This is a genomic window from Occultella aeris (assembly GCF_902703175.1).
GTDB classification, from domain to species: Bacteria; Actinomycetota; Actinomycetes; order Actinomycetales; family Beutenbergiaceae; genus Occultella; species Occultella aeris.
In genome coordinates this window covers 13,368-32,111 of record NZ_CACRYJ010000027.1, presented here as the reverse complement: position 1 = coordinate 32,111, position 18,744 = coordinate 13,368, and the positions used below count along the sequence as shown (strand labels likewise).

The 18,744-nt window shown below is 71.8% G+C and carries 16 protein-coding genes; 9 read left to right on the top strand and 7 right to left on the bottom strand.

All coding sequences use genetic code 11. The features are described 5' to 3' along the window. Positions 1-164: 164 nt before the first annotated feature. Together HALOF300_RS09845 and HALOF300_RS09840 are read left to right on the top strand one after the other, a co-directional pair. On the top strand, positions 165-2,237 hold the full coding sequence (locus tag HALOF300_RS09845; protein WP_156740786.1) for a helicase-associated domain-containing protein: 2,073 nt from the start codon (positions 165-167) through the stop codon (positions 2,235-2,237). A gap of 178 nt (positions 2,238-2,415) precedes the next feature. Then, a complete protein-coding gene (locus HALOF300_RS09840; RefSeq protein ID WP_156740785.1) occupies positions 2,416-3,090 on the top strand; it encodes a hypothetical protein in 675 nt (224 codons plus the stop codon). A gap of 22 nt (positions 3,091-3,112) precedes the next feature. On the opposite strand, the gene HALOF300_RS09835 is transcribed toward HALOF300_RS09840, so the two are convergent. Genes HALOF300_RS09835 through HALOF300_RS09825 form a run of 3 tightly spaced genes read right to left on the bottom strand, consistent with a single transcriptional unit; the run spans position 3,113 to position 5,414 of the window. After that, positions 3,113-4,189 (bottom strand): DNA glycosylase AlkZ-like family protein, encoded by a 1,077-nt coding sequence (locus tag HALOF300_RS09835; protein ID WP_156740784.1) that lies wholly within the window; start codon positions 4,187-4,189, stop codon positions 3,113-3,115. After that, positions 4,186-4,833 carry a VOC family protein gene (locus HALOF300_RS09830; RefSeq protein ID WP_156740783.1) on the bottom strand — a complete coding sequence of 216 codons (648 nt, stop codon included), beginning with the start codon at positions 4,831-4,833 and terminating at the stop codon, positions 4,186-4,188. Before HALOF300_RS09830 ends, HALOF300_RS09835 begins: the two co-directional genes overlap by 4 nt. A gap of 5 nt (positions 4,834-4,838) precedes the next feature. After that, a complete protein-coding gene (locus HALOF300_RS09825) occupies positions 4,839-5,414 on the bottom strand; it encodes a dienelactone hydrolase family protein (RefSeq protein ID WP_156740782.1) in 576 nt (191 codons plus the stop codon). Between the two features lie 104 nt (positions 5,415-5,518). Here HALOF300_RS09825 and HALOF300_RS09820 point away from each other — a divergent pair, with 104 nt between their 5' ends. Continuing rightward, positions 5,519-6,097 carry an ArsR/SmtB family transcription factor gene (locus HALOF300_RS09820; protein WP_197522445.1) on the top strand — a complete coding sequence of 193 codons (579 nt, stop codon included), beginning with the start codon at positions 5,519-5,521 and terminating at the stop codon, positions 6,095-6,097. Positions 6,098-6,134: 37 nt separating this feature from the next. On the opposite strand, the gene HALOF300_RS09815 is transcribed toward HALOF300_RS09820, so the two are convergent. The 4 genes from HALOF300_RS09815 to HALOF300_RS09800 form a co-directional block, all read right to left on the bottom strand. Then, entirely contained in the window at positions 6,135-7,184 is a 1,050-nt protein-coding gene (locus tag HALOF300_RS09815; RefSeq protein ID WP_156740781.1) for an NAD(P)-dependent alcohol dehydrogenase, read from the bottom strand. A gap of 7 nt (positions 7,185-7,191) precedes the next feature. Then, complete coding sequence (locus HALOF300_RS09810; RefSeq protein WP_156740780.1) at positions 7,192-9,627, bottom strand: glycoside hydrolase family 65 protein; 2,436 nt, start codon at positions 9,625-9,627, stop codon at positions 7,192-7,194. Further along, on the bottom strand, positions 9,624-10,382 hold the full coding sequence (locus tag HALOF300_RS09805; protein WP_156740779.1) for an HAD family hydrolase: 759 nt from the start codon (positions 10,380-10,382) through the stop codon (positions 9,624-9,626). Before HALOF300_RS09805 ends, HALOF300_RS09810 begins: the two co-directional genes overlap by 4 nt. Before the next feature lie 153 nt (positions 10,383-10,535). Then, positions 10,536-11,042 carry an ATP-dependent zinc protease family protein gene (locus HALOF300_RS09800; RefSeq protein WP_156740778.1) on the bottom strand — a complete coding sequence of 169 codons (507 nt, stop codon included), beginning with the start codon at positions 11,040-11,042 and terminating at the stop codon, positions 10,536-10,538. Between HALOF300_RS09800 and HALOF300_RS09795 the strand changes: the two genes are divergently transcribed. From HALOF300_RS09795 to HALOF300_RS09770, 6 genes are all read left to right on the top strand, one after another. Beyond that, the gene (locus HALOF300_RS09795; protein ID WP_156740777.1) at positions 11,041-12,231 is read left to right on the top strand and encodes a RimK family alpha-L-glutamate ligase; all 1,191 of its coding nucleotides are present in this window, start codon (positions 11,041-11,043) and stop codon (positions 12,229-12,231) included. The genes HALOF300_RS09800 and HALOF300_RS09795 overlap by 2 nt on opposite strands. A gap of 165 nt (positions 12,232-12,396) precedes the next feature. Beyond that, positions 12,397-14,055: a TIGR04028 family ABC transporter substrate-binding protein gene (locus tag HALOF300_RS09790; RefSeq protein ID WP_156740776.1), complete on the top strand. Its 1,659-nt coding sequence runs from the start codon at positions 12,397-12,399 to the stop codon at positions 14,053-14,055. Then, on the top strand, positions 14,045-15,121 hold the full coding sequence (locus HALOF300_RS09785) for an ABC transporter permease (protein ID WP_408636798.1): 1,077 nt from the start codon (positions 14,045-14,047) through the stop codon (positions 15,119-15,121). The genes HALOF300_RS09790 and HALOF300_RS09785 overlap by 11 nt, the downstream gene beginning before the upstream one ends. Beyond that, positions 15,118-16,038, top strand: a complete 921-nt coding sequence (locus tag HALOF300_RS09780) for an ABC transporter permease (RefSeq protein ID WP_156740775.1) — start codon at positions 15,118-15,120, stop codon at positions 16,036-16,038. The genes HALOF300_RS09785 and HALOF300_RS09780 overlap by 4 nt, the downstream gene beginning before the upstream one ends. Further along, positions 16,035-17,693 (top strand): dipeptide ABC transporter ATP-binding protein, encoded by a 1,659-nt coding sequence (locus HALOF300_RS09775; RefSeq protein WP_156740774.1) that lies wholly within the window; start codon positions 16,035-16,037, stop codon positions 17,691-17,693. The genes HALOF300_RS09780 and HALOF300_RS09775 overlap by 4 nt, the downstream gene beginning before the upstream one ends. A gap of 23 nt (positions 17,694-17,716) precedes the next feature. Next, complete coding sequence (locus HALOF300_RS09770; RefSeq protein ID WP_156740773.1) at positions 17,717-18,742, top strand: putative FMN-dependent luciferase-like monooxygenase; 1,026 nt, start codon at positions 17,717-17,719, stop codon at positions 18,740-18,742. Positions 18,743-18,744 lie beyond the last annotated feature (2 nt).

The window sequence follows — 18,744 nt, the reverse complement described above, 5'->3', positions numbered from 1 at the left end:
CTCCTGGGGCTGGTGGGGAGGTGCGGCCGACGCTGGGAGCCGTGGGGGTCGAAACGATTCTAGTGGGCGGGTCGGCGATCTGGGGCCGATGTGCGCAGACTCACGCGCGGCGATGTCCACAGGCCGATATCGACCTGGCGCAGCAGGCCTGCAGACTGGTACCCATGGAACCTGGCGACGCGCTCCTGGACTGGCTCGGCGGCCTCGAACGGGAGGAGGTCGACGACCTGGTCGCGCGGCGGCCGGACGTGACCCTCACGTCCAAGCCGCGAGATCTGGGCGACCTCGCCCGGCGGCTGATGCACCCGTACGGCGTGGTGGGGGCGTTCGTCGGGATGCCCCAACCTGGTCGCGACCTGATCGAGGCGGCGATGGGGCTCGGGTCGGGGCTCGATCTGGATCGGCTGGCGGAGTTCCTCGACCGGGACGGCAACGACGCTGTAATCCATCGCCGCGTCGTGCAGTCGTGGTGGGAGGCCGCACGCTCGGCAGCCCTGTGCTGGGATGCCGGGACGCGCCTGTACCTGAACCCCGGCCTGTACCAGACGATCGGCTCGCCACTGTGGCTCGGGCGTCCGGCCTCTCTGCTCGCGGAGGCCGTCACCGTGCCGGTACTGCAGCGAGCCATGCGCGGTTGGTCCGACCATGCCGTGCAGGTCCCGAGCCGCCGTGCCGATGTCGTCACTGCGCTCGCTGCATACCTCGCCGAGCCGGACCACGTGCGCCGCATCGTCGCGAGGGCGCCGGAGCCGGTCCTCGCCTGGATCACCGGGCACGCCGACTCCGTGGCGCACCTGATCCGCACCGTGCCCGTCCTCCTCCTCGAGGTGCCCGAGGAGGAGGAGGTCTATCCAGACCGCTTCGACCGGGCCGCCTACCTCGCCGAGCGTCAGGCTCTGGACTGGCTCACCGAGAACGGGCTGATTCTCTCGGAGTCGACCTACTCCAGGTCCGCGACCCACATCCCGGCCGAGGTGACGCGCGCGATGCTGCCGCCGACGTTGCGGGCGCCTTTCCGGGTGCACCCGCCCATGCCGGTCACCACCCCGGTTGATCCGGGCCAGGCCGAGTCGGCCGCGGCGGCCTCCGTCTCGGACTTCCTCGCCGCGGTGATGGCGACCCTCGAGTCGGTGGCCCGGACCCCGCTCACCCAGCTCAAGGCCGGCGGTGTCGGAGCGCGCGAGTTGGCCCGCCTCGCCAAGGCCGCAACCGTCGAGCCGGCCGAGGCCCGGATGGCCGTGGAGCTCGGCTACCGGATCGGGCTGTTCGACCTCGCCGCGGGCGGCTCGATCGTGACCTCGCCCCGGTTCGAGCAGTGGCGCCGGCTGCAGCCTGCCGAGCGCGCCGCCGAACTCCTGCACCAGTGGTTCCACGTGGACGTCGCCACCAGCGTCGACTCCGATGGCGGGCGTCCGCTCCCGGCACTCACCCGGCGTGGCCCGGGGTGGTTGCCGAACCCGGCGCTCCTGCTGGACACCCTCGCCGGCCTCGGTCAGGACGTTGCCGTGGTCTCGGCGGAGGAGGTGTTCGCGCTCGCGGCCTGGGGCAGCGGGGAGTACGAACGTCCCCGCGGCGACGCCGAGGTGACCTGGGCCGAGGCGCATCGCCTCGGTGCCATCTCGCACGGACGGCTCAGCCGCATCGGCCGGGCACTGAGCGAGCACCGGTCCGAGGACATCCCGGACCTGCTCACCGCACTCACCGACATGCTGCCCGCAGTGGAGGCGAACATCCTGTTCGGCTCGGATCTGACCGTGGTGGTGCCCGGAAGCCCCGCCGCCGGTGTCGTGGACCTCCTCGACGCGATGGCCACGCGGGAGGCCCGCGGGGCAGCCAGTACCTGGCGGATCTCTGCCGACACCATCCGCGCCGCGCTCGACGCCGGTCACGACGTCGACACCCTCTTGGAGGACCTCGCCGCGCTCTCCGACAAGCCGCTGCCCCAGGCCGTCACGTACCTGCTGCGCGACGTCGGCCGCCGGTACGGGCACCTGGAGGTGCAGCCGGCCGGCGCGGTGCTGGTCAGCGAGGACGAGGCCCTGGTCGCCGAGGTCGCGGCAACCCGGTCCCTGCGCGCGCTCGGCCTGCGGCAGGTCGCCCCGACCGTGCTCGCGGCCGCCGCGCCTCGGCCTGAGGTGTTGGCGAAACTGCGTTCCGCGGGCTTCCTGCCGCGCGAGCTCGACGAGCACGGAGCGCCGGCGGTGCGGCTGATCCGGCCCGCTGCCGCGGACGGCTGACGCGCGCCGCGGCTGCCGCGGACGGGTGACGCGCGCCCGGCTGACGCGGACGGGTGATGCTGCTGACCGTTCGACCTGAAGCAATGCGCGCCCGCCGATAGCATGAGCGAGCGCGGACTGGGCGCATCGGTCGCCGGAGGGTACCGCCCACCGCCGGGGCACAGTGGAGGGGACGGACATGTCATACCAGGGATCGGGCGTGCCGGACGGGCACGGTGGCCACGGAGCCTCCTCTGGCGGGTACGACCCGTACGCGGGCGGAAACTCGAACCCACCCGGGGGTTATGGTGCCTCCTCCGGCGGGTACGACCCGTATGCCGGCGGGAACCCGAGCGCACCCGGTGGCTATGGCGTTCCGCAGAACCCGAGCCCCTACGGCGCTCCGCAGAACCCGAGCCCCTACGGAGCTCCGCAGAACCCGAGCCCCTACGGCGCACCCGGTGGGTACGGTGCTCCCGAGACGCCGAGCCCCTATGGCGCACCCGCTGCCGGCGGCTACGGCGTGCCGGCTGGGGGCTACGCCGCGGCCGGAGCGTACGGGGCGCCGGGTACCTACGGCGGTTACCCACCGCCGAAGAAGTCGAACACCGGCCTCATAGTCGGCCTCGTGGCCGGCGGTGTCGTCCTCCTCATCGTCATCGTCGCGGTGCTCGCCAACGTTCTCGGGAGCCGCGGGAGCTACGGGTCCGATCCCGAGCTCGACCGCCTCTACGACCAGTGCGCGGCCGGTGACAACCAGGCCTGCGACGACCTGTACCGCGACGCCCCTTCCGACTCCGAGTACCGGGAGTTCGGCGACACCTGCGGCGGGCGCACCGTCGGCGGCACCTGGTGCGTGAACGAGGACTTCTAGCCTGCCCGGCCGCGCATCGCGGTCAGCGGATCAGGTCGAGGCCGAGCCAGTTGGACAGGTCGGCGATCTCGGCGTCGACCGCGGTCGTCATCGCGGCGCTGAACGGGACGTCCTGGTGCAGCGCGTGCACCGTGAACACGCCGACCTTGCGGTCCGCCGTCGCGTCGAGCTTCCCGACCAGCCGGTCCCGGTACAGGATCGGCAGCGCGAAGTAGCCCCAGCGGCGCTTGGCGGCCGGCTTGTACATCTCGAGCAGGTACTCGAACTCGAACAGCTCGACGGCGCGGGTGCGGTCGTGCACGAGCCGGTCGAACGGGGAGAGCAGGGCCGCCCGGCCCGTGAACGGCTGCCCGAGCAGGGCCGGATCCAACCGCCAGGTGCCCTTGACGCCGTCGACCTCGGCCTCCTCCCCGGCCTCGCCGACGTCCCAGGCCTCGACCGGGGACTGCGTCGTCCTGGCTCGCGCGATCCCGAGCGAGCGCAGTCTGCGCTCGTCGCGGACGCGCCGCGCCTGCTCGGCGGGCATCACCGGGACGTCGGGGTAGACCCGGTCCGCCAGGTCCCACAGGCGCTGCCGCCCGGCCCGGCCGGCGACGGCGACCTCACCGCGCGCCGTCATGCAGTCCAGCATCATCGTGACGTTGCGGTTGTTGGTCCATCCGGTGGAGCCCCACGGCACCGCGCAGGTGTCCGGCAGGTCTCGGGACGGCAGCGGGCCGCCGGCCTCCAGACGCGCCAGGATGTCCCGCCGGCAGGCATCGTTCGCCGTGATCCACGCCCGGGCCGGCCCCGGGCGCTCGGCCCACAAGTCCATGTCGGCCCGGTACAGCGCGATGTCCTCGGCCGGCCGGATCAGTGCGAGCAGCTCGATGAGGGTGTGCTCGGCGAGCGCACGCCGCAGGTCGGCGCGCTCGTACGCCGAACCCAGCCGGCTCCACAGCACCAGATCGGCGCTCGGGGCGACGGCCGCCGTCGGATCCACCTGCAGCATGGCGAGGTGCCGGACCACCTGGTGCAGGTTCGCGGGCCGACGGCGGTCCAACAGCTGGGCGTGGACGGCGATCCGTCGGGCGTCGGCGCGGGAGAGGTGGTGCGTCACTCGCGGCCCGCCATGGTCGCCACGTCCACCTCGTTGCCCTCCGCGTCGGCAAGGGTCCACCACGTCGGTGCGTGCGAGGAGACGAGCCGGCCGCCGGCGGCCAGGGCGGCGGCCACCCGCGCCTCGCCCTGGTCCGGCGGCACGCAGACGTCCACGTGGATCCGGTTGCGGCCGGTCCTGGGCGGGTCCATCTGTTGGAACCAGACCGACGGGCCGCGCCCGTGTGGATCGTCCAGGTCCTCCTCGCCGCGGGCCTCGTAGCCGAGGACGGCCCGCCAGAACGGCATCACGTCCGCGTGCACGTGGGCGTCGATGGCGAACTGCACGGTCTGGACGGCGTCCGGCCGGGCGACGACGCCGAGCTCGCTCGCCGCGAGTGAGATCCGCCGGGCCAGGTCCGCGTCCCGGCGGCTGATGGTGCCGACGTCGTGGGAGATGAGCCGGACCGTGACGCTGCCGTAGCGCAGGTCGACGTCGGGATGGTGGTTCGCCGCGTCGGCCAGGTCACCGATCCTGGCGACCAGGGCCACCCCGGTCGTGAACGAGCCTGTCTCGAAGTTGGCGGTGGCCCCTCCGAACAGCACCCGCCAGTCGGCGACGCCCTCGCTGGCGTCGAAGGCCGACGGCGTGATCGCGTCGGACACGATCGTCACCTGTCCGCGAGGAACGCGTGCACGCGTTCGGTCAGCAGCGCCGCGGCCTCAGGCTGGTAGGAGGGCAGGCTCGAGTCCGCGAAGTAGTGCTGGTCCCCGGGGTAGAGGAACAGTTCGGCGTCGTCGGTGGCCGCGACCAGCTCGCGGGCGGCGTCCACGTCACCCTCGTCCATGAAGTACGGGTCCTCCTGCGCGCCGTGGATCTGCACCGGAACCCCCGCGGGCCACGCCTGCCCGAACTCGGTGTACGGCACGCACGAGTACATCAGCAGGGCGCCGCGTGCGCCTGGCCGGGTCTGGGCGAGCTGCTGCGCGGGCACCACGCCGAGGGAGAAGCCGGCGTAGACCAGTTCGGCGGGCAGATCCTCGGCGGCCTTCGCGCCACGGGCCAGCACCTCTTCGAACCCGATCTCCCCGACATGGGCCATGCCGTCGGGGATGGAGTCGAAGGTGCGGCCGGAGAACAGGTCCGGTGTGTGCACGGTGTGCCCGGCGGCCCGCAGGTCGTCGGCGAAGGCGTGGAAACCCGGGGTCTGGCCCTGGGCGTGGTGGAACAGCAGAACCTCAGCCATGACGCTTCCTTCCGTGGAGATCATCGGCGGGTCTGGACGACGCCGAATGATCCATGAGTCTAGAATGATCCAATAGTCTGGATCAATAGGTGGACGGAGAATCGATGGACGCTGCCGTGGCGGGCTCGCCGCGCTCACCCGACTATGACCTCCTCGAGACGGTCGCCGTCACCGAGCCCGCGAAGCTGCGGGCGATCTTCGACCCGCTGCGTGGGCAGCTGATGGACCTGGTCCTCGAACGGGCCGCGACGGTCACCGAGCTCGCCGCCGCCGTCGGACGACCGAAGAGCACGATCGCCCATCATGTGAAGGTGCTCGTCGAGAACGACGTCTTCAAGGTGGTCCGGACCCGGAAGGTCCGTGCCATCGAGGAACGCTTCTACGGGCGGGTGGCCCGCACCTTCTACGTCGGCGCGGTCCCGCTGGAGGACGTCACGCCGCTGCCCTGGACGAACTACCTCGCCGACGCCGCCGCCGAGTCGATGCCCGCCTATCACGCGGACACCATGTGGGCGCAGCACATGCACGCCCGGATCCCACGGCAGCGGGCGAACGAGTTCTGGCAGCGGGTGGACGAGGTGATCGGGGAGTTCGCCCGGCTGCCGCGCGAGGGGGACACCGTCTACGGGTTCGCCGTTGGCCTGTACCCGACCGAGCATCCGACGCTGCCCGAGCGGGACTGACGGGCGGCTCCGTCACCCGGACCGTCGTGGTGGTCGGCTAGCGTCGCGGGTCGATGAGGAACTTCATCACGTCGGCATCCCCGTTGCGGGCGATGGCCTGCGCCAGGTCGTCCAGGCCGAACGTTCCGGAGACGAGCGCGTCCAGGTCGATCGCGCCGGACGCGGCGAGCTTGATCGCCGTCGGCCAGGTGTCGACGTACCGGAACAGGCCGTCGATCGTCAGCTCCCGGCTCTGCAGCAGGAACAGGTCGACGTCGATCCGCTCCACGCCCATGCCCACGAGCACCGCCCGCCCGTCCGGGGCCAGCGCCCGCAGGCCCGCGTCGATCGCGCGGGCGTTGCCGGAGGCGTCGATGAACGAGGTGACCACGCCGTCGAGCGGCGCGTCGGAGACCGGGTCCAGGACCGCCGTCGCCCCGTGCGTCAGGGCGATGGCGCGGCGGGTCGGCAGCGGGTCGGAGACGATCACCTCGGTCGCGCCGAAGGCGCGCGCCGCCACCGCGGTCAGGATCCCGATCGGCCCGGCCCCGGCGATCAGCACGCTGGATCCCGGCACCACACCGGCCTTGCGGACGGCCGCGATCCCCACCGAGAGCGGTTCGACGAGCGCCGCGGCGGCGTCGGAGACCTCGTCGGGGACCGGATGGGCGAAGTCGGCCGGGGCCACCAGGTACTGCGCGAACGCGCCGTCGACGGGGGGAGCGGATCCGAACTCCATGTCCGGGCAGAGGTTGTACCGGCCGGTGCGGCAGTAGTGGCAGCGCCGGCATGGGCGCTGCGGCTCCACGGCGACGCGTTCGCCGACCCGCTCCGGGGACACCCCGGGACCGACGGCGGCGATCACCCCGGTGGCCTCGTGACCGAGGATCAGCGGCTTTTCGACGACCAGGTCGCCGACCCGGCCGTGCTCGTAGAAGTGCACGTCCGAGCCGCAGAGCCCGACGGCGGTGAGCGCGACGAGCACGTCGAACTCACCCGGGGTGGGCACGGGGGTCTCGCGTACGACGATCGTGCGGGGGCCGTCGAGGAAGGCGGCCCGCATGGTTGTGGGCAGTTGGGTGGGAGAGGTGGTCCGGGCGCGATTCATCGGCCTGTCAGCGTCCGTTCGAGTGTCGCCGTTTGGGTGCCCGACGGGCGGGTTGCTGGACCGGCTCGACGTCCGATGCCACGGGTACGGGCAGGGTGACGGGCTGGTCGGGACGCACGTCCACGGGCTCGCCGTGGTGCCAGGTCCGCAGACCCGGGCCCGCCTCGACCTCGTAGGTCGCCTCCTCGGCGCCGGTGTCGCCGTCGCGGCGGATGCTCACCCGCAGCACGTTGCCCCCGTAGGTGAGCTGGAACGCGATCCGCTGCAGCGCCCGCGGCAGCCGGGGTGCGAACGTCACCCGGCCGCCGTGGTCGCGCATCCCGCCGAAGCCGGCGACGGCCACCATCCAGGAGCCGCCCATCGCCGCGATGTGCAGGCCGTCGTCGACGTTGCCATGCAGGTCGCCCAGGTCCACGAACGCGACCTCGGCCCAGTAGTCGTAGGCGAGCTCGAGGTGCCCGGTCTCGGCGGCCAGGACCGCCTGTGTGGCCGCGGACAGGGACGAGTCCCGGACCGTGCGGGCCTCGTAGTAGGCGAAGTTGCGTTCCTTCTGTTCCGGCGTGAACAGGTCCCCGCGCAGGTGCATGGCGAGGGTCAGATCCGCCTGCTTGATCACCTGGCGCCGGTACAGCTGGAAGTACGGGTAGTGCAGCAGCAGCGGGTAGAACTTCTTCTTCGTGGCCGCGAAGTCCCACTCCGCGTGCCGGGTGAAGCCGAGCGACTGCTCGTGCACGCCGAGGTCGTCGTTGTAGGGCATCGCCACGCCGGCCGCGGCCCGGCGCCAGAGGGCGATCTCGTCGGCGTCCACGCCGAGGGTCGCGGCGACCTCCGGGCGGCGCTCGCACGCATCGGCGGCGTCGGTGAGGTTCTGCGCCGCCATCACGTTCGTGTAGAGGTTGTCGTCGACGATCGCCGTGTACTCGTCGGGGCCGGTGACCCCGTCGATGTGGAACTCCGTGTCGTTGAAATGCCCGATCGAGGCCCACAGCCGGGCGGTCTCGGTGAGCAGCTCGACCCCGGCGACGGTCTCGAAGTCCTCGTCACCGGTCACCGCGAGGTATCGCGCCGTGGCCGCCGCGACGGCCGAGTTCACATGGAAGGCGGCGGTCCCGGCCGGCCAGTACCCGGAGTTCTCCTTGCCGGAGATGGTCCGCCAGGGGAAGGCCGCCCCGCGCAGCCCGAGCTCCTTGGCACGGGCGCGCGCCTCGCCGAGGGTGGCGTGGCGCCAGACCAGGTGGTCGCGCGCGGCGGCGGGCATCGTGTACGTGAGCATGGGCAGCGCGAAGACCTCCGCGTCCCAGAACGTGTGCCCGTCGTAGCCGACGCCGGACAGCCCCTTCGCACTGATCGCCTGCCCCTCGGCGCGGGCCGCGGACTGCAGGATGTGGAACATCGAGACGCGCACCGCCTGCTGCAGGGCCGGGTCGCCGTCGATCTCGACATCGGCCCGGCTCCAGAACTCGTCCAGGAAGTTGCGCTGCTGCTCGATCAGCCCGTCCCAACCGGTCAGCCGCGCGACGGACAGGGCCGCCTCCACCTGGTCACGCAGTGCGGGCGCGGAGCGCCGGTGCGACCAGCCGTAGGCGACCAGCTTGATCAGCCGCAGCCGGGAACCGCGCGGGACCTTGGCCGTCACCGTGTAGCGGGCCAGGTCCCCGGCGGCCTCGATGGTGGTCTCGACCTCGTCCGGGACCTCGAGCAGGTGCGTCATGCCGGCGGCGACCCGGAGCTTGCTGCGACGGGTCCGGTGCACCAGCACGGCCCGGCTGTCCCGCGCGGCGGCGAACTCCGCGCGCAGCGGCCGGTCCAGGTGGGCGGCGTCGCGCGGGTCGCTGGAGGGTGTGGAGCCGGACTCGTTCGCGAGCAGGTCGGACTGCAGCGCGACGTAGGCGTCGCCGTCCAGGGGCTCCACGTCGTAGCAGATCGCCGCGAGCGAGCGCTGGGCGAAGGACACCAGCCGGCGCGAGGTGACCCGCACCGGGGTGCCACTGGGGGAGGTCCACTCGGTGTGCCGGTCCAACGTGCCGGCCCGCAGGTCGAGGGCACGCTCGTGGTGCTCGATCGAGCCGTATCGCATGTCGAACGGGGAGTCGCCCACGAACAACCGGATGATCTTGCCGTCGGTGACGTTGACGGCGGTCTCCCCGGACTCCGGGAAGCCGTAGCCGGACTCGGCGTGCGGGAGCGGGCGCTCCTCGAAGAACCCGTTCACGTAGGTGCCCGGCACTGCGCGCGGCTCACCCTCCTCGAGGGAGCCGCGCAGCCCGATGTGGCCGTTCGCGAGGGAGTACAGCGACTCGCTCGCGGCGAGCGTGTGCAGGTCCAGGCCGGTGCGGCTGAGCGTCCACGGGTCCACCCGGTAGGCACTGTCCCGCTCGTACTCGGTGGCGTCCGCGTCGTTGCTGCCCCGGTCCGCGGGGTTCACGCCGGTGAAGTCGGTCATGACGCTTCCCCCTCGAGGAGTTCGGCCAGGTCTGAGACGACGACGTCGGCCCCGTTCGCGGCGAGCTCGGCGGCCTGGTCGAGGCGATCGACCCCGACGACGTAGCCGAAGCTGCCGGCCCGGCCCGCCTGCACGCCGGCGATCGCGTCCTCGATCACCGCGGCCTGCGCCGGTGCCACCCCGAGGGCGCGGGCACCGGCCAGGAACGTGTCCGGCGCGGGCTTGCCCGGGAGGTTGTCCCGGGCCGCGATCACGCCGTCGACACGGGCCTCGAGCAGGTCGCTCAGGCCGGCCGCGGCGAGCACGTCGGCGCCGTTCGCGGACGCGGTCACCACCGCGGTGCGCAGCCCCGCGGCGCGCACGGCGTGCAGATAGGCGACCGACCCCGGGTAGGTCGCGACGCCGTCGGCCGCCAACCGGCGACCGACCTCCTCGTTCTTGCGGTTGCCGATCCCGCAGACCGTCTCGGCCTCCGGCCCGTCCGCGGGGTTGCCCTCCGGGGGGTTGATCCCGCGGGAGGCGAGGAAGGCGCGCACACCGTCGTACCGGCGGCGCCCGTCCACGTGGGCGGCGTACTCCGCCTCGGTGAACTCGCCCTGACCGTGCGCGGCCAGGATCGGATCGAAGGTCTGCTTCCACGCGGTCCGGTGCAGCACCGAGGTCTGGGTCAGGACGCCGTCGAGATCGAACAGGACGGCGAGGATGGTGGGCGGGAGACCGAGCCGGCCGACGCCGGTCGACGATGCGTGGGGCATGACAACGACGCTAGCCCTCACCGCGCAGATATGGCCAAACGCGCCCGGCAGGTCGCGAGATGGCCAAATCGGCATGTTCCTGCGCGTTGCGTCACTGACCCGCCACCCGGGTCAGTGACGCATCACACGGACAACAGGGCCGCGAGAGGGCCGCTACCCGGTCGCCCGGTGGCGCCGCCGGATCGCCTTCGGGGGGCGGGGGCCGAGATAGGAGCGGCCGGGGTCGACCAGGAAGCCCTGGCGCAGGGCCTCACGCCCGATCAGCATTCGGAAGCCCATCCGGTCCCGGTTGCTCAGGGTCACCTCGGCGGTGATCGGGCGGGCGGCGACCACCAGGTCCAGGAGCACCACGATCCGGCGCTGGGCGTGGCCCGAGGAACTGCGCACGACGCGGCGGTCGTGCACCGGGAGGCTGACCTCCACCTCGTCCCGGGCCGAGTTCTGCAAAGGGTGCACGATGAACGAGACCCAGGGTTCGCCGTCGCGCTCGAACTCGGTCACGCCGAAGGCGTGCAGGGCGCTCGAGCGTGCCCCCGTGTCGATCTTCGCCTTGACCCACGGCACCCCGATCCCGGGCATCGCGACCCACTCCCGCCACCCCGTCGGGGTGCTTAGATGGGTCGGCCCGGTCACCTCCTCATCCTCGCAGGCGAACAGCATGAAACTGGCGATCCTCTCGCGCGCGCCCCGTGCGTACTCCACCCAACGGCTGCGGACGGCTGCGGCCGACCGTGGGCACCAGGTCAAGGTCCTGGACACGCTGCGGTTCGCCATCGACCTGTCCGGCCCTGAGCCGGACCTGCAGTTCCGGGGCAAGCCGATCTCGGACTACGACGCGATCCTGCCCAGGATCGGCAACTCGATCACCTACTTCGGCACCGCCGTCGTCCGGCAGTTCGAGCAGATGGACGTGTACACGCCGAACACGGCGAACGGGATCTCGAACGCACGGGACAAGCTCCGGGCGAGTCAGATCCTCGCGCGGCACCAGATCGGTATGCCGGCGACGGCGTTCGTGCGCAACCGTGCGGACGTGCGGCCCGCGATCGAGCGGGTCGGTGGGGCGCCCGTGGTGATCAAGCTGCTCGAGGGCACCCAGGGCATCGGCGTGATCCTCGCGCCCGGGGTCAAGGTCGCCGAGGCGATCATCGAGACCCTGCACAGCACCAAGCAGAACGTGCTCATCCAGAGCTTCGTGGTGGAGAGCAAGGGGCGGGACGTACGGGCCCTCGTGGTCGGCGACCGCGTGGTCGCCGCCATGCGCCGGATCGCGCACGGTGACGAGTTCCGTTCGAACGTGCACCGCGGTGGCTCGGTCGAACCCGTCACGCTCGACAAGGAGTTCGAGGAGCTCGCGGTCCGCTCGGCGCAGATCATGGGCCTGCGGGTCGCCGGGGTGGACATGCTCGAGGGGGCCGACGGGCCGCTCGTGATGGAGGTCAACTCCTCCCCGGGGCTGGAGGGCATCGAGACCGCCACGAACCTGGACGTGGCCGGCGCGATCATCGACCACATCGCCGACCAGGTCGCGTTCCCGGAGATCGACGTGCGGCAGCGGTTGACCGTCTCCACCGGGTACGGCGTCGCGGAGCTGCTCGTGCACACCGGCGCCGACCTGGTGGGACGCACCATCGGCGACTCCGGTCTCGAGGAGCGCGACATCACCGTGCTGACACTGCACCGTGGCACCTCGGTGATCCCGAACCCGCGGCGCAGCACGGAGCTCGAGGCCGAGGACCGGCTGCTGTGCTTCGGCCGGCTGGAGGAGATGCGTTCGATGATCCCCGCCCGGCGGAGCCGACGGCGAAAGGTCCGCAAACTGCCGCCCGGGCCGCTGGTCGACGGCTGAGCCGGAGCAGGGCGGCCCGGGTGCCGTCCATCATCTGAGACCCACGGGGACCACATTGAGAGTCGGTCGGACGCACGCGACTCTGGAACGACCGACAGTCCCACAGGCGGCACCCGTGACTCGGGTGTACTGCCGCCGCCCAGGCAGGCCACGAGAGGAACCCCCATGATCAGAACCCACCGCGGATGGCAGGGCGCAGCGGCGCTCGGCGCCACACTCGCCCTGGTTCTTACGGCGTGTGGATCCGACGGCGGGTCCGGTGGGAACGGCGAGCCCAGCGGTGACCCGGTCACCGGCGGCACCCTCGTCTACCTCGAGCACCAGCCGCACGACACGCTCTACCCGCCGGCCGCGGGCTTCTACCCGAACGGCGGACTGGTCAACAACATCACGGACCGGCTCGTCTACCAGGACCCGGAGACCCTCGAGTTCGAACCGTGGATCGCCACCGACTGGGAGATCAACGAGGACGCCACGCAGTACACGTTCAACCTGCGCAGCGATGTCACGTTCTCCGACGGCTCGGCGCTGGACGCCGAGGTGGTCGCCGCGAACTTCGACCTCTACGGTCTGGGCGACCCGGACCGGGCGCTGACCGTCTCCGAGGCGGTGAACAACTACGCCTCCAGCGAGGTGGTGGACGCCGACACCGTGGTCTTCAACTTCTCCGCACCGGCCCCGGGTTTCCTGCAGGCGACCTCCACGATCAACTCCGGCCTGGTCTCGGCGAGCACCCTGGAGGGAGCGTTCGAGGACTTCGGGCCCGGCAACGGCCAGAACGTGATCGGCTCGGGACCGTTCGTGATCTCCGCCGAGGAGATCGGTACGAGTGTCACGCTCAGCGCCCGCGAGGACTACGCCTGGGCACCGGCGGCTCGCGAGAACCAGGGCCGTGCCTACGTGGACGAGGTGCAGGTCACGGTCACCCCTGAGGACAGCGTCCGGGTGGGCGCCCTGACGTCCGGACAGGCGGATGTGATCCGTTACGTCGAGGCGCAGGACGAGGCCCAGGTCGCGGGCGCCGGTCTGGACATCTACGCCCCGCAGACCCGTGGCGTGAACAACTCCCTGAGCCTGCGGTTCACGAACCCGATCCTGTCCGACCTGCGGGTGCGGCAGGCGCTCATCGCCGGCATCGACCGTCAGCAGGTGGTGGACACCATCTACACCGAGAACTACCCCCTGGCCACCTCCTCGCTGAGCAGCACCGCACTCGGCTACACCGACCTCGAGGAGTACTACGCGTTCGACCCCGAGCACGCCGCCGAACTGCTCGATGAGGCCGGCTGGACGCTCGGCGCCGACGGGATCCGGGAGCGGGACGGCCAACCCCTGACCCTCGTGGTGAACGAGGCGGCCCCGCAGCCGCGTTCGTTCGAGGCGCTCACCCTGATCAGCCAGCAGCTCGCCGAGATCGGCGTGGACCTTCAGATCCTGCGGGCCGACGCGGGCACCTACACCGAGGCCATCCAGGACGCGGACCAGGTGCAGATCTACCACTCGATGGTGGGCCGCGCCGACCTGGACGTCATCAAGAGCCAGTACTACTCCACGAACCGCAACACCCTGCTGAACCGGGACCCGGCAACGGATGCGATCGCCGACCCGGAGCTGGAGGCCCTCCTGGCCGCCGTCGCCTCCGAGGCCGACGGCGACACCCGGATCGCGAACTCGCAGGCGGTGCAGACCTACCTGGCCGAGAACGCGTACGTGATCCCGCTGTTCGAGGAGCCGCAGGTGTTCGGCTCGCAGACCGACGTGGAGGGCCTCTCCTTCGAGTCGGTCGGTCGCCCGAGCTTCTACGAGGTGTGGCTTGACCGCTGAGGCGTCCCTCGAGACCGGGGTGCCCGACGGCGCACCCACCCCGGGTGCGCCGCGCACCAGGGGCGGTGGCGCCGTCGGGCGTGCCACGCCGCCCGGTCGCGGTGGCCGCGTGCTCGCGCTGCTCACCGGCTACGTGCCGCGCCGGCTCGGGCAGGCCCTGATCGTCCTGTGGATCGCGTTCACCGCGGCTTTCGTGCTGCTCCAGGCGATGCCCGGGGACGCAATCATGATCCGGTTCGAGAACCCCGAGCTCGGGCTCTCCCCGGAACAGATCGCCGACATCAGGGCCTCCTACGGGGTCGACGACCCGGTGCTCATCCAGTACCTGCACACCTTCGCCGGTTTCATCCGCGGCGACTTCGGGTATTCGGTGCAATCCGGCACGCCGGTGCGGCAGTTGATCGCGGAGGCCTTCCCGCAGACCCTGGTGCTGGCGGCGGCCGGGTTCGTCCTGGCGGTGCTGCTCGCGTTCGCCATCGCGTTCCTGAGTGCCTCGGCCCGCTTCGCGTGGATCCGCACGGCACTGCGGTCGGTGCCGTCGCTGTTCGTGTCGGTGCCGGTGTTCTGGCTCGGCATCGTGCTGATCCAGTTCTTCTCGTTCCGGCTCGGCTGGGTCGCCGTGATCAACCCCGGTCCCGTCGAGGGCCTGATCCTGCCGGTGCTGACCCTCGCGGTGCCGATCGCGGCTCCGATCGCGCAGATCCTCACCCGCAGCATCGACGAGGTGTACACCCAGCCGTTCGTCCGGGTGGTGCAGGCGAAGGGGGCCTCGCCGTCGTGGGTCCTGTGGCGGAACGTGCTCAAGAACGCGACGCTGCCGACCCTGACCATGGCCGGCATCCTGTTCGGTGAACTGATCGGCGGGGCCGTGGTCACCGAGACCGTGTTCGGGCGCTCGGGCATCGGCCGGATCACCGAGCAGGCCGTGGCCCACCAGGACACGCCGGTGCTGCAGGCCGTGGTGCTGCTCGCAGCGACGGTCTTCGTCCTGATCAATCTCGCCGTGGACCTGATCTACCCGAAGCTGGACCCGCGGCTCGCGCGCCGGATAGGAGGATCCCGATGACCGAGTCCCGACTCCTCGAGGCGACCCCGCTGTTGCCGCAGGTTGCCGAGCCCGAGCCGGGCACGCCCGCCCTGCCGGGTTCGGCACCGGCGGACGGGCGGTCCCGCCGGCGTCGTCGCGGCCGGATCCGGGTCACCGAGGTGATCCCGTGGCTGGTCATCGCGATCGTGGTGGCCTGGGCCGCGCTGCCCGGCCTGTTCACCTCCTACGGCCCGATCGCCGGCGACGCCGCGGCCGCGCTGCAGGGCCCCAGCGCCGAGCACCTGTTCGGCACGGACGCCACCGGGCGGGACATGTTCACCCGGGTGGTCTACGGCGCCGTGCACTCCCTCACCGGGGCCCTGGTCGCCGTGACGGTCGGCCTGGTGCTCGGCACCGGGATCGGCGTGATCGCGGGCTCGGTCGGCGGATTCGTCGACGACGTCCTGATGCGGGTGGTCGACGTGCTGCTCGCCGTGCCGACGCTGCTGCTCTCGCTGAGCGTGATCATCCTGCTCGGGTTCGGCACCGTGCAGGCAGCGGTCGCGGTCGGGATCGCCTCGGTCGCCGCGTTCGCCAGGTTGTCCCGCTCGGAGGTCGTCCGGGTGCGGCGCACCGACTACGTTGAGGCCGCGTTCGCCTCCGGTGGGACCTTCTTCAATGTGGTCCGCAGGCATGTCCTGCCGAACTCCCTGACCGCCGTGATCGCCCTCGCCGCCCTGCAGTTCGGGACCGCGATCCTGGCCATCTCCACCCTCGGCTTCCTCGGCTACGGCGCACCGCCGCCCACTCCCGAGTGGGGGCTGATGATCGCCGAGGGGCGCAACTACGTGGCGACCGCGTGGTGGCTGACCACCCTGCCCGGCCTCGTGGTCGTGGCCGTCGTGCTCTCCGCCAACCGGATCTCCGCCGACATCGCCCGGCGGGGCCGGGCATGAGCGGCGCAGCGCCGGTCCTGGAGGTCCGTGACCTCTCGGTGGCCTACTCCAGCGGTCACGAGTGGACCACCGTGGTGCACGACGTGTCACTGCGCGTCCACCCCGGCGAGGTCGTGGCCGTGGTGGGGGAGTCCGGCTCCGGCAAGACCACCACCGCGCAGGCCGTGATCGGGCTGCTGGCCGAGAACGGGTCGGTCACCGCCGGGCAGATCCTGCTCAACGGGACCGACATCACCGCGTGGTCCCCGAAGCAGCTGCAGGCCGTCCGGGGTACCCGCGTCGGGCTGGTGCCACAGGACCCGAACAACTCCCTGAACCCGGTCAAGCGCATCGGGGACAGCCTGGCCGAGGTGCTCAGGATCCACCGGTGGGGTGACAAGCGGGCGATCCGGGCCCGGGTCGTCGAGCTGCTCGAGAAGGTCGGCATCCCCGATCCGGAACTGCGCGCGCGCCAGTATCCGCACGAACTGTCCGGCGGCATGAAGCAGCGGGTGCTGATCGCGTCCGCGATCGCCCTCGACCCCGAGCTGATCATCGCCGACGAAGCCACCTCCGCCTTGGACGTGACCGTGCAGCGCAACATCCTGGACCTGCTGGACGAGCTGCGCGTCGAACTCGGCACGGCGATCCTGCTCGTCACCCATGACCTGGCGGTGGCGGCGGACCGGGCCACGTCCGTGGTGGTCCTCAAGGACGGCCGCGTCCAGGAACAGGGCACCAAGGACCAGGTGCTCACCGCGCCCGCGTCGGCCTACACCAGGCAACTGCTCGACGATGCCCCGGCGCTGGCCACGTCGGGCCGGCGCACCCTGGCGCAGGCCGAACGGATCCTGGCCGACGGCGCGGCAGCCGAGCCCGCCCTCGTGGTGAGCGACCTCGTCCAGGAGTTCTCCCTCGGCCGCGGTCGGGTGCCGTTGCGCGCGGTCGACGGGGTCTCGTTCGCGGTGCAGCCGGGCACCACCCACGCCATCGTCGGCGAGTCCGGCTCCGGCAAGACCACGATCGCACGGGCCGTACTCGGGTTCCACACGCCGACGTCGGGGTCGATCGCGGTCGCCGGCCAGGAGATCACCGGCCTCCGGGGGGAGCCGTTGCGCCAGTTCCGGCGGGTGCTGCAGATGGTCTACCAGAACCCGTTCAGCTCACTGGACCCGCGCCAGGACGTCGCGGCGATCATCGCGGAGCCCTTGACGAACTTCGGTCTCGGCGACCGGGCCACGCGGGCCGCGAAGGTGTCCACCCTGCTGGACCAGGTCTCGCTGCCGGCCTCGGTGGCCGGGCGTCGGCCGGCGGAGCTCTCCGGCGGGCAGCGACAACGGGTCGCGATCGCCCGTGCCCTGGTGCTCGAGCCGCAGGTGCTGGTCCTGGACGAGGCGGTCTCCGCGCTGGACGTGAGCGTGCAGGCGCAGATCCTGCGGCTGCTCGAACGACTGCAGGACGACCTCGGTCTGACGTACCTGTTCATCTCCCACGACCTGGCGGTGGTGCGGCACATCTCGCACACCGTGACCGTCCTGAACCAGGGCCGGGTGGTCGAGAGCGGCCTCACCGAGTCGGTGTTCACCGACCCTGCTCAGCCCTACACCCGCGCCCTCCTGGCGGCCATCCCGGGGCGGCTGGCCCCCGCGGCGCCAACGCGGCAGCCATCCGCATGAGTATCCGAGACACGAGGTTCGACATGACACGCAAGCAGCTCGGGTTCTTCACCCGGGTCCTCGACCAGGTTCCGGCGGCGCAGCGCTACGAGCTCGCCCTCGAGCAGATCACCACTGCCGAGGCGGAGGGCTTCGACGCGGTCGCCGTGGCGCAGCACCACTTCGACGGTGACGAGGGTGGCCTGCCGTCACCACTGGTGCTCCTGGCCAAGGCGGCTGCACTGACCAGCCGGGTGCGACTGACCACCGGCGTGATCACCCTCGCGCTGGAGTCCCCGGTGCGGGTGGCCGAGGACGCCGTCGTGCTCGACGCGCTCAGCGGCGGGCGGCTCGAGCTGGGGTTCGCCTCCGGGGGGTCGCCGACGGCGTTCGCCACCTTCGGTCTGGACTTCGCCGAGCGCCGGGAGATCTTCGCCGCGAACCTCGCGACCGTCGAGGCCGCACTCGCCGGCGAGGAGGTGGGCGAGGGGGCCGTCCTCTACCCCGGCGCGCAGGCCCTGGCCCGGCGGGTCTGGATCGCCACGTTCTCCGCACCCTGGGCGATCGAGGCCGGCAGGCGCGGGCACGGCCTGATGCTCTCGCGCACCCAGCCGCGTGAGGACGGACGCTCCCTGGCGGACGTGCAGAACCAACTGATCGACGCCTACCTCGAGCACCTGCCCAGCGGCGTGGCGCCGCGGATCAGTGTGGCCCGCTCGCTGTTCGTGGCCGACGACCACGAGCAGGCCCTGGCGTTCGCGGAGGCCGGCCTGCGCGGCGCCGCCTTCGTCCGGACGGTCACCGGCAAGGACCCGGCCACGCTGACGGTCGAGGAACTGATCGCCGCCACCGACGCCCACGTCGGTGACCCGGCCGCCGTCATCGCCACGCTCGGCGCGGACTCCGCGCTCGCCCGGGCCACGCACCTGTCGTTCCAGGTGCACTCCATCGACCCGCCGCACGCCTACATCCTGCGGTCCATCGAACTGACCGCCCGGGAGGTGGCACCGGCGCTCGGCTGGGCAGCCGCCCCCGGCCACGGACGCGACCACGCGGCCGCTGCCCGGTGAGG

Excerpts from the sequence above, each read along its gene's own strand:
- HALOF300_RS09845 (WP_156740786.1), top strand. The coding sequence starts at position 165 with ATGGAACCTGGCGACGCGCTCCTGGACTGGCTCGGCGGCCTCGAACGG.
- HALOF300_RS09805 (WP_156740779.1), bottom strand. The coding sequence starts at position 10,382 with ATGCCCCACGCATCGTCGACCGGCGTCGGCCGGCTCGGTCTCCCGCCC.
- HALOF300_RS09795 (WP_156740777.1), top strand. The coding sequence starts at position 11,041 with ATGAAACTGGCGATCCTCTCGCGCGCGCCCCGTGCGTACTCCACCCAA.
- HALOF300_RS09820 (WP_197522445.1), top strand. The coding sequence starts at position 5,519 with ATGGACGCTGCCGTGGCGGGCTCGCCGCGCTCACCCGACTATGACCTC.
- HALOF300_RS09815 (WP_156740781.1), bottom strand. The coding sequence starts at position 7,184 with ATGAATCGCGCCCGGACCACCTCTCCCACCCAACTGCCCACAACCATG.
- HALOF300_RS09770 (WP_156740773.1), top strand. The coding sequence starts at position 17,717 with ATGACACGCAAGCAGCTCGGGTTCTTCACCCGGGTCCTCGACCAGGTT.
- HALOF300_RS09790 (WP_156740776.1), top strand. The coding sequence starts at position 12,397 with ATGATCAGAACCCACCGCGGATGGCAGGGCGCAGCGGCGCTCGGCGCC.
- HALOF300_RS09825 (WP_156740782.1), bottom strand. The coding sequence starts at position 5,414 with ATGGCTGAGGTTCTGCTGTTCCACCACGCCCAGGGCCAGACCCCGGGT.
- HALOF300_RS09780 (WP_156740775.1), top strand. The coding sequence starts at position 15,118 with ATGACCGAGTCCCGACTCCTCGAGGCGACCCCGCTGTTGCCGCAGGTT.
- HALOF300_RS09775 (WP_156740774.1), top strand. The coding sequence starts at position 16,035 with ATGAGCGGCGCAGCGCCGGTCCTGGAGGTCCGTGACCTCTCGGTGGCC.
- HALOF300_RS09810 (WP_156740780.1), bottom strand. The coding sequence starts at position 9,627 with ATGACCGACTTCACCGGCGTGAACCCCGCGGACCGGGGCAGCAACGAC.
- HALOF300_RS09840 (WP_156740785.1), top strand. The coding sequence starts at position 2,416 with ATGTCATACCAGGGATCGGGCGTGCCGGACGGGCACGGTGGCCACGGA.
- HALOF300_RS09800 (WP_156740778.1), bottom strand. The coding sequence starts at position 11,042 with ATGCTGTTCGCCTGCGAGGATGAGGAGGTGACCGGGCCGACCCATCTA.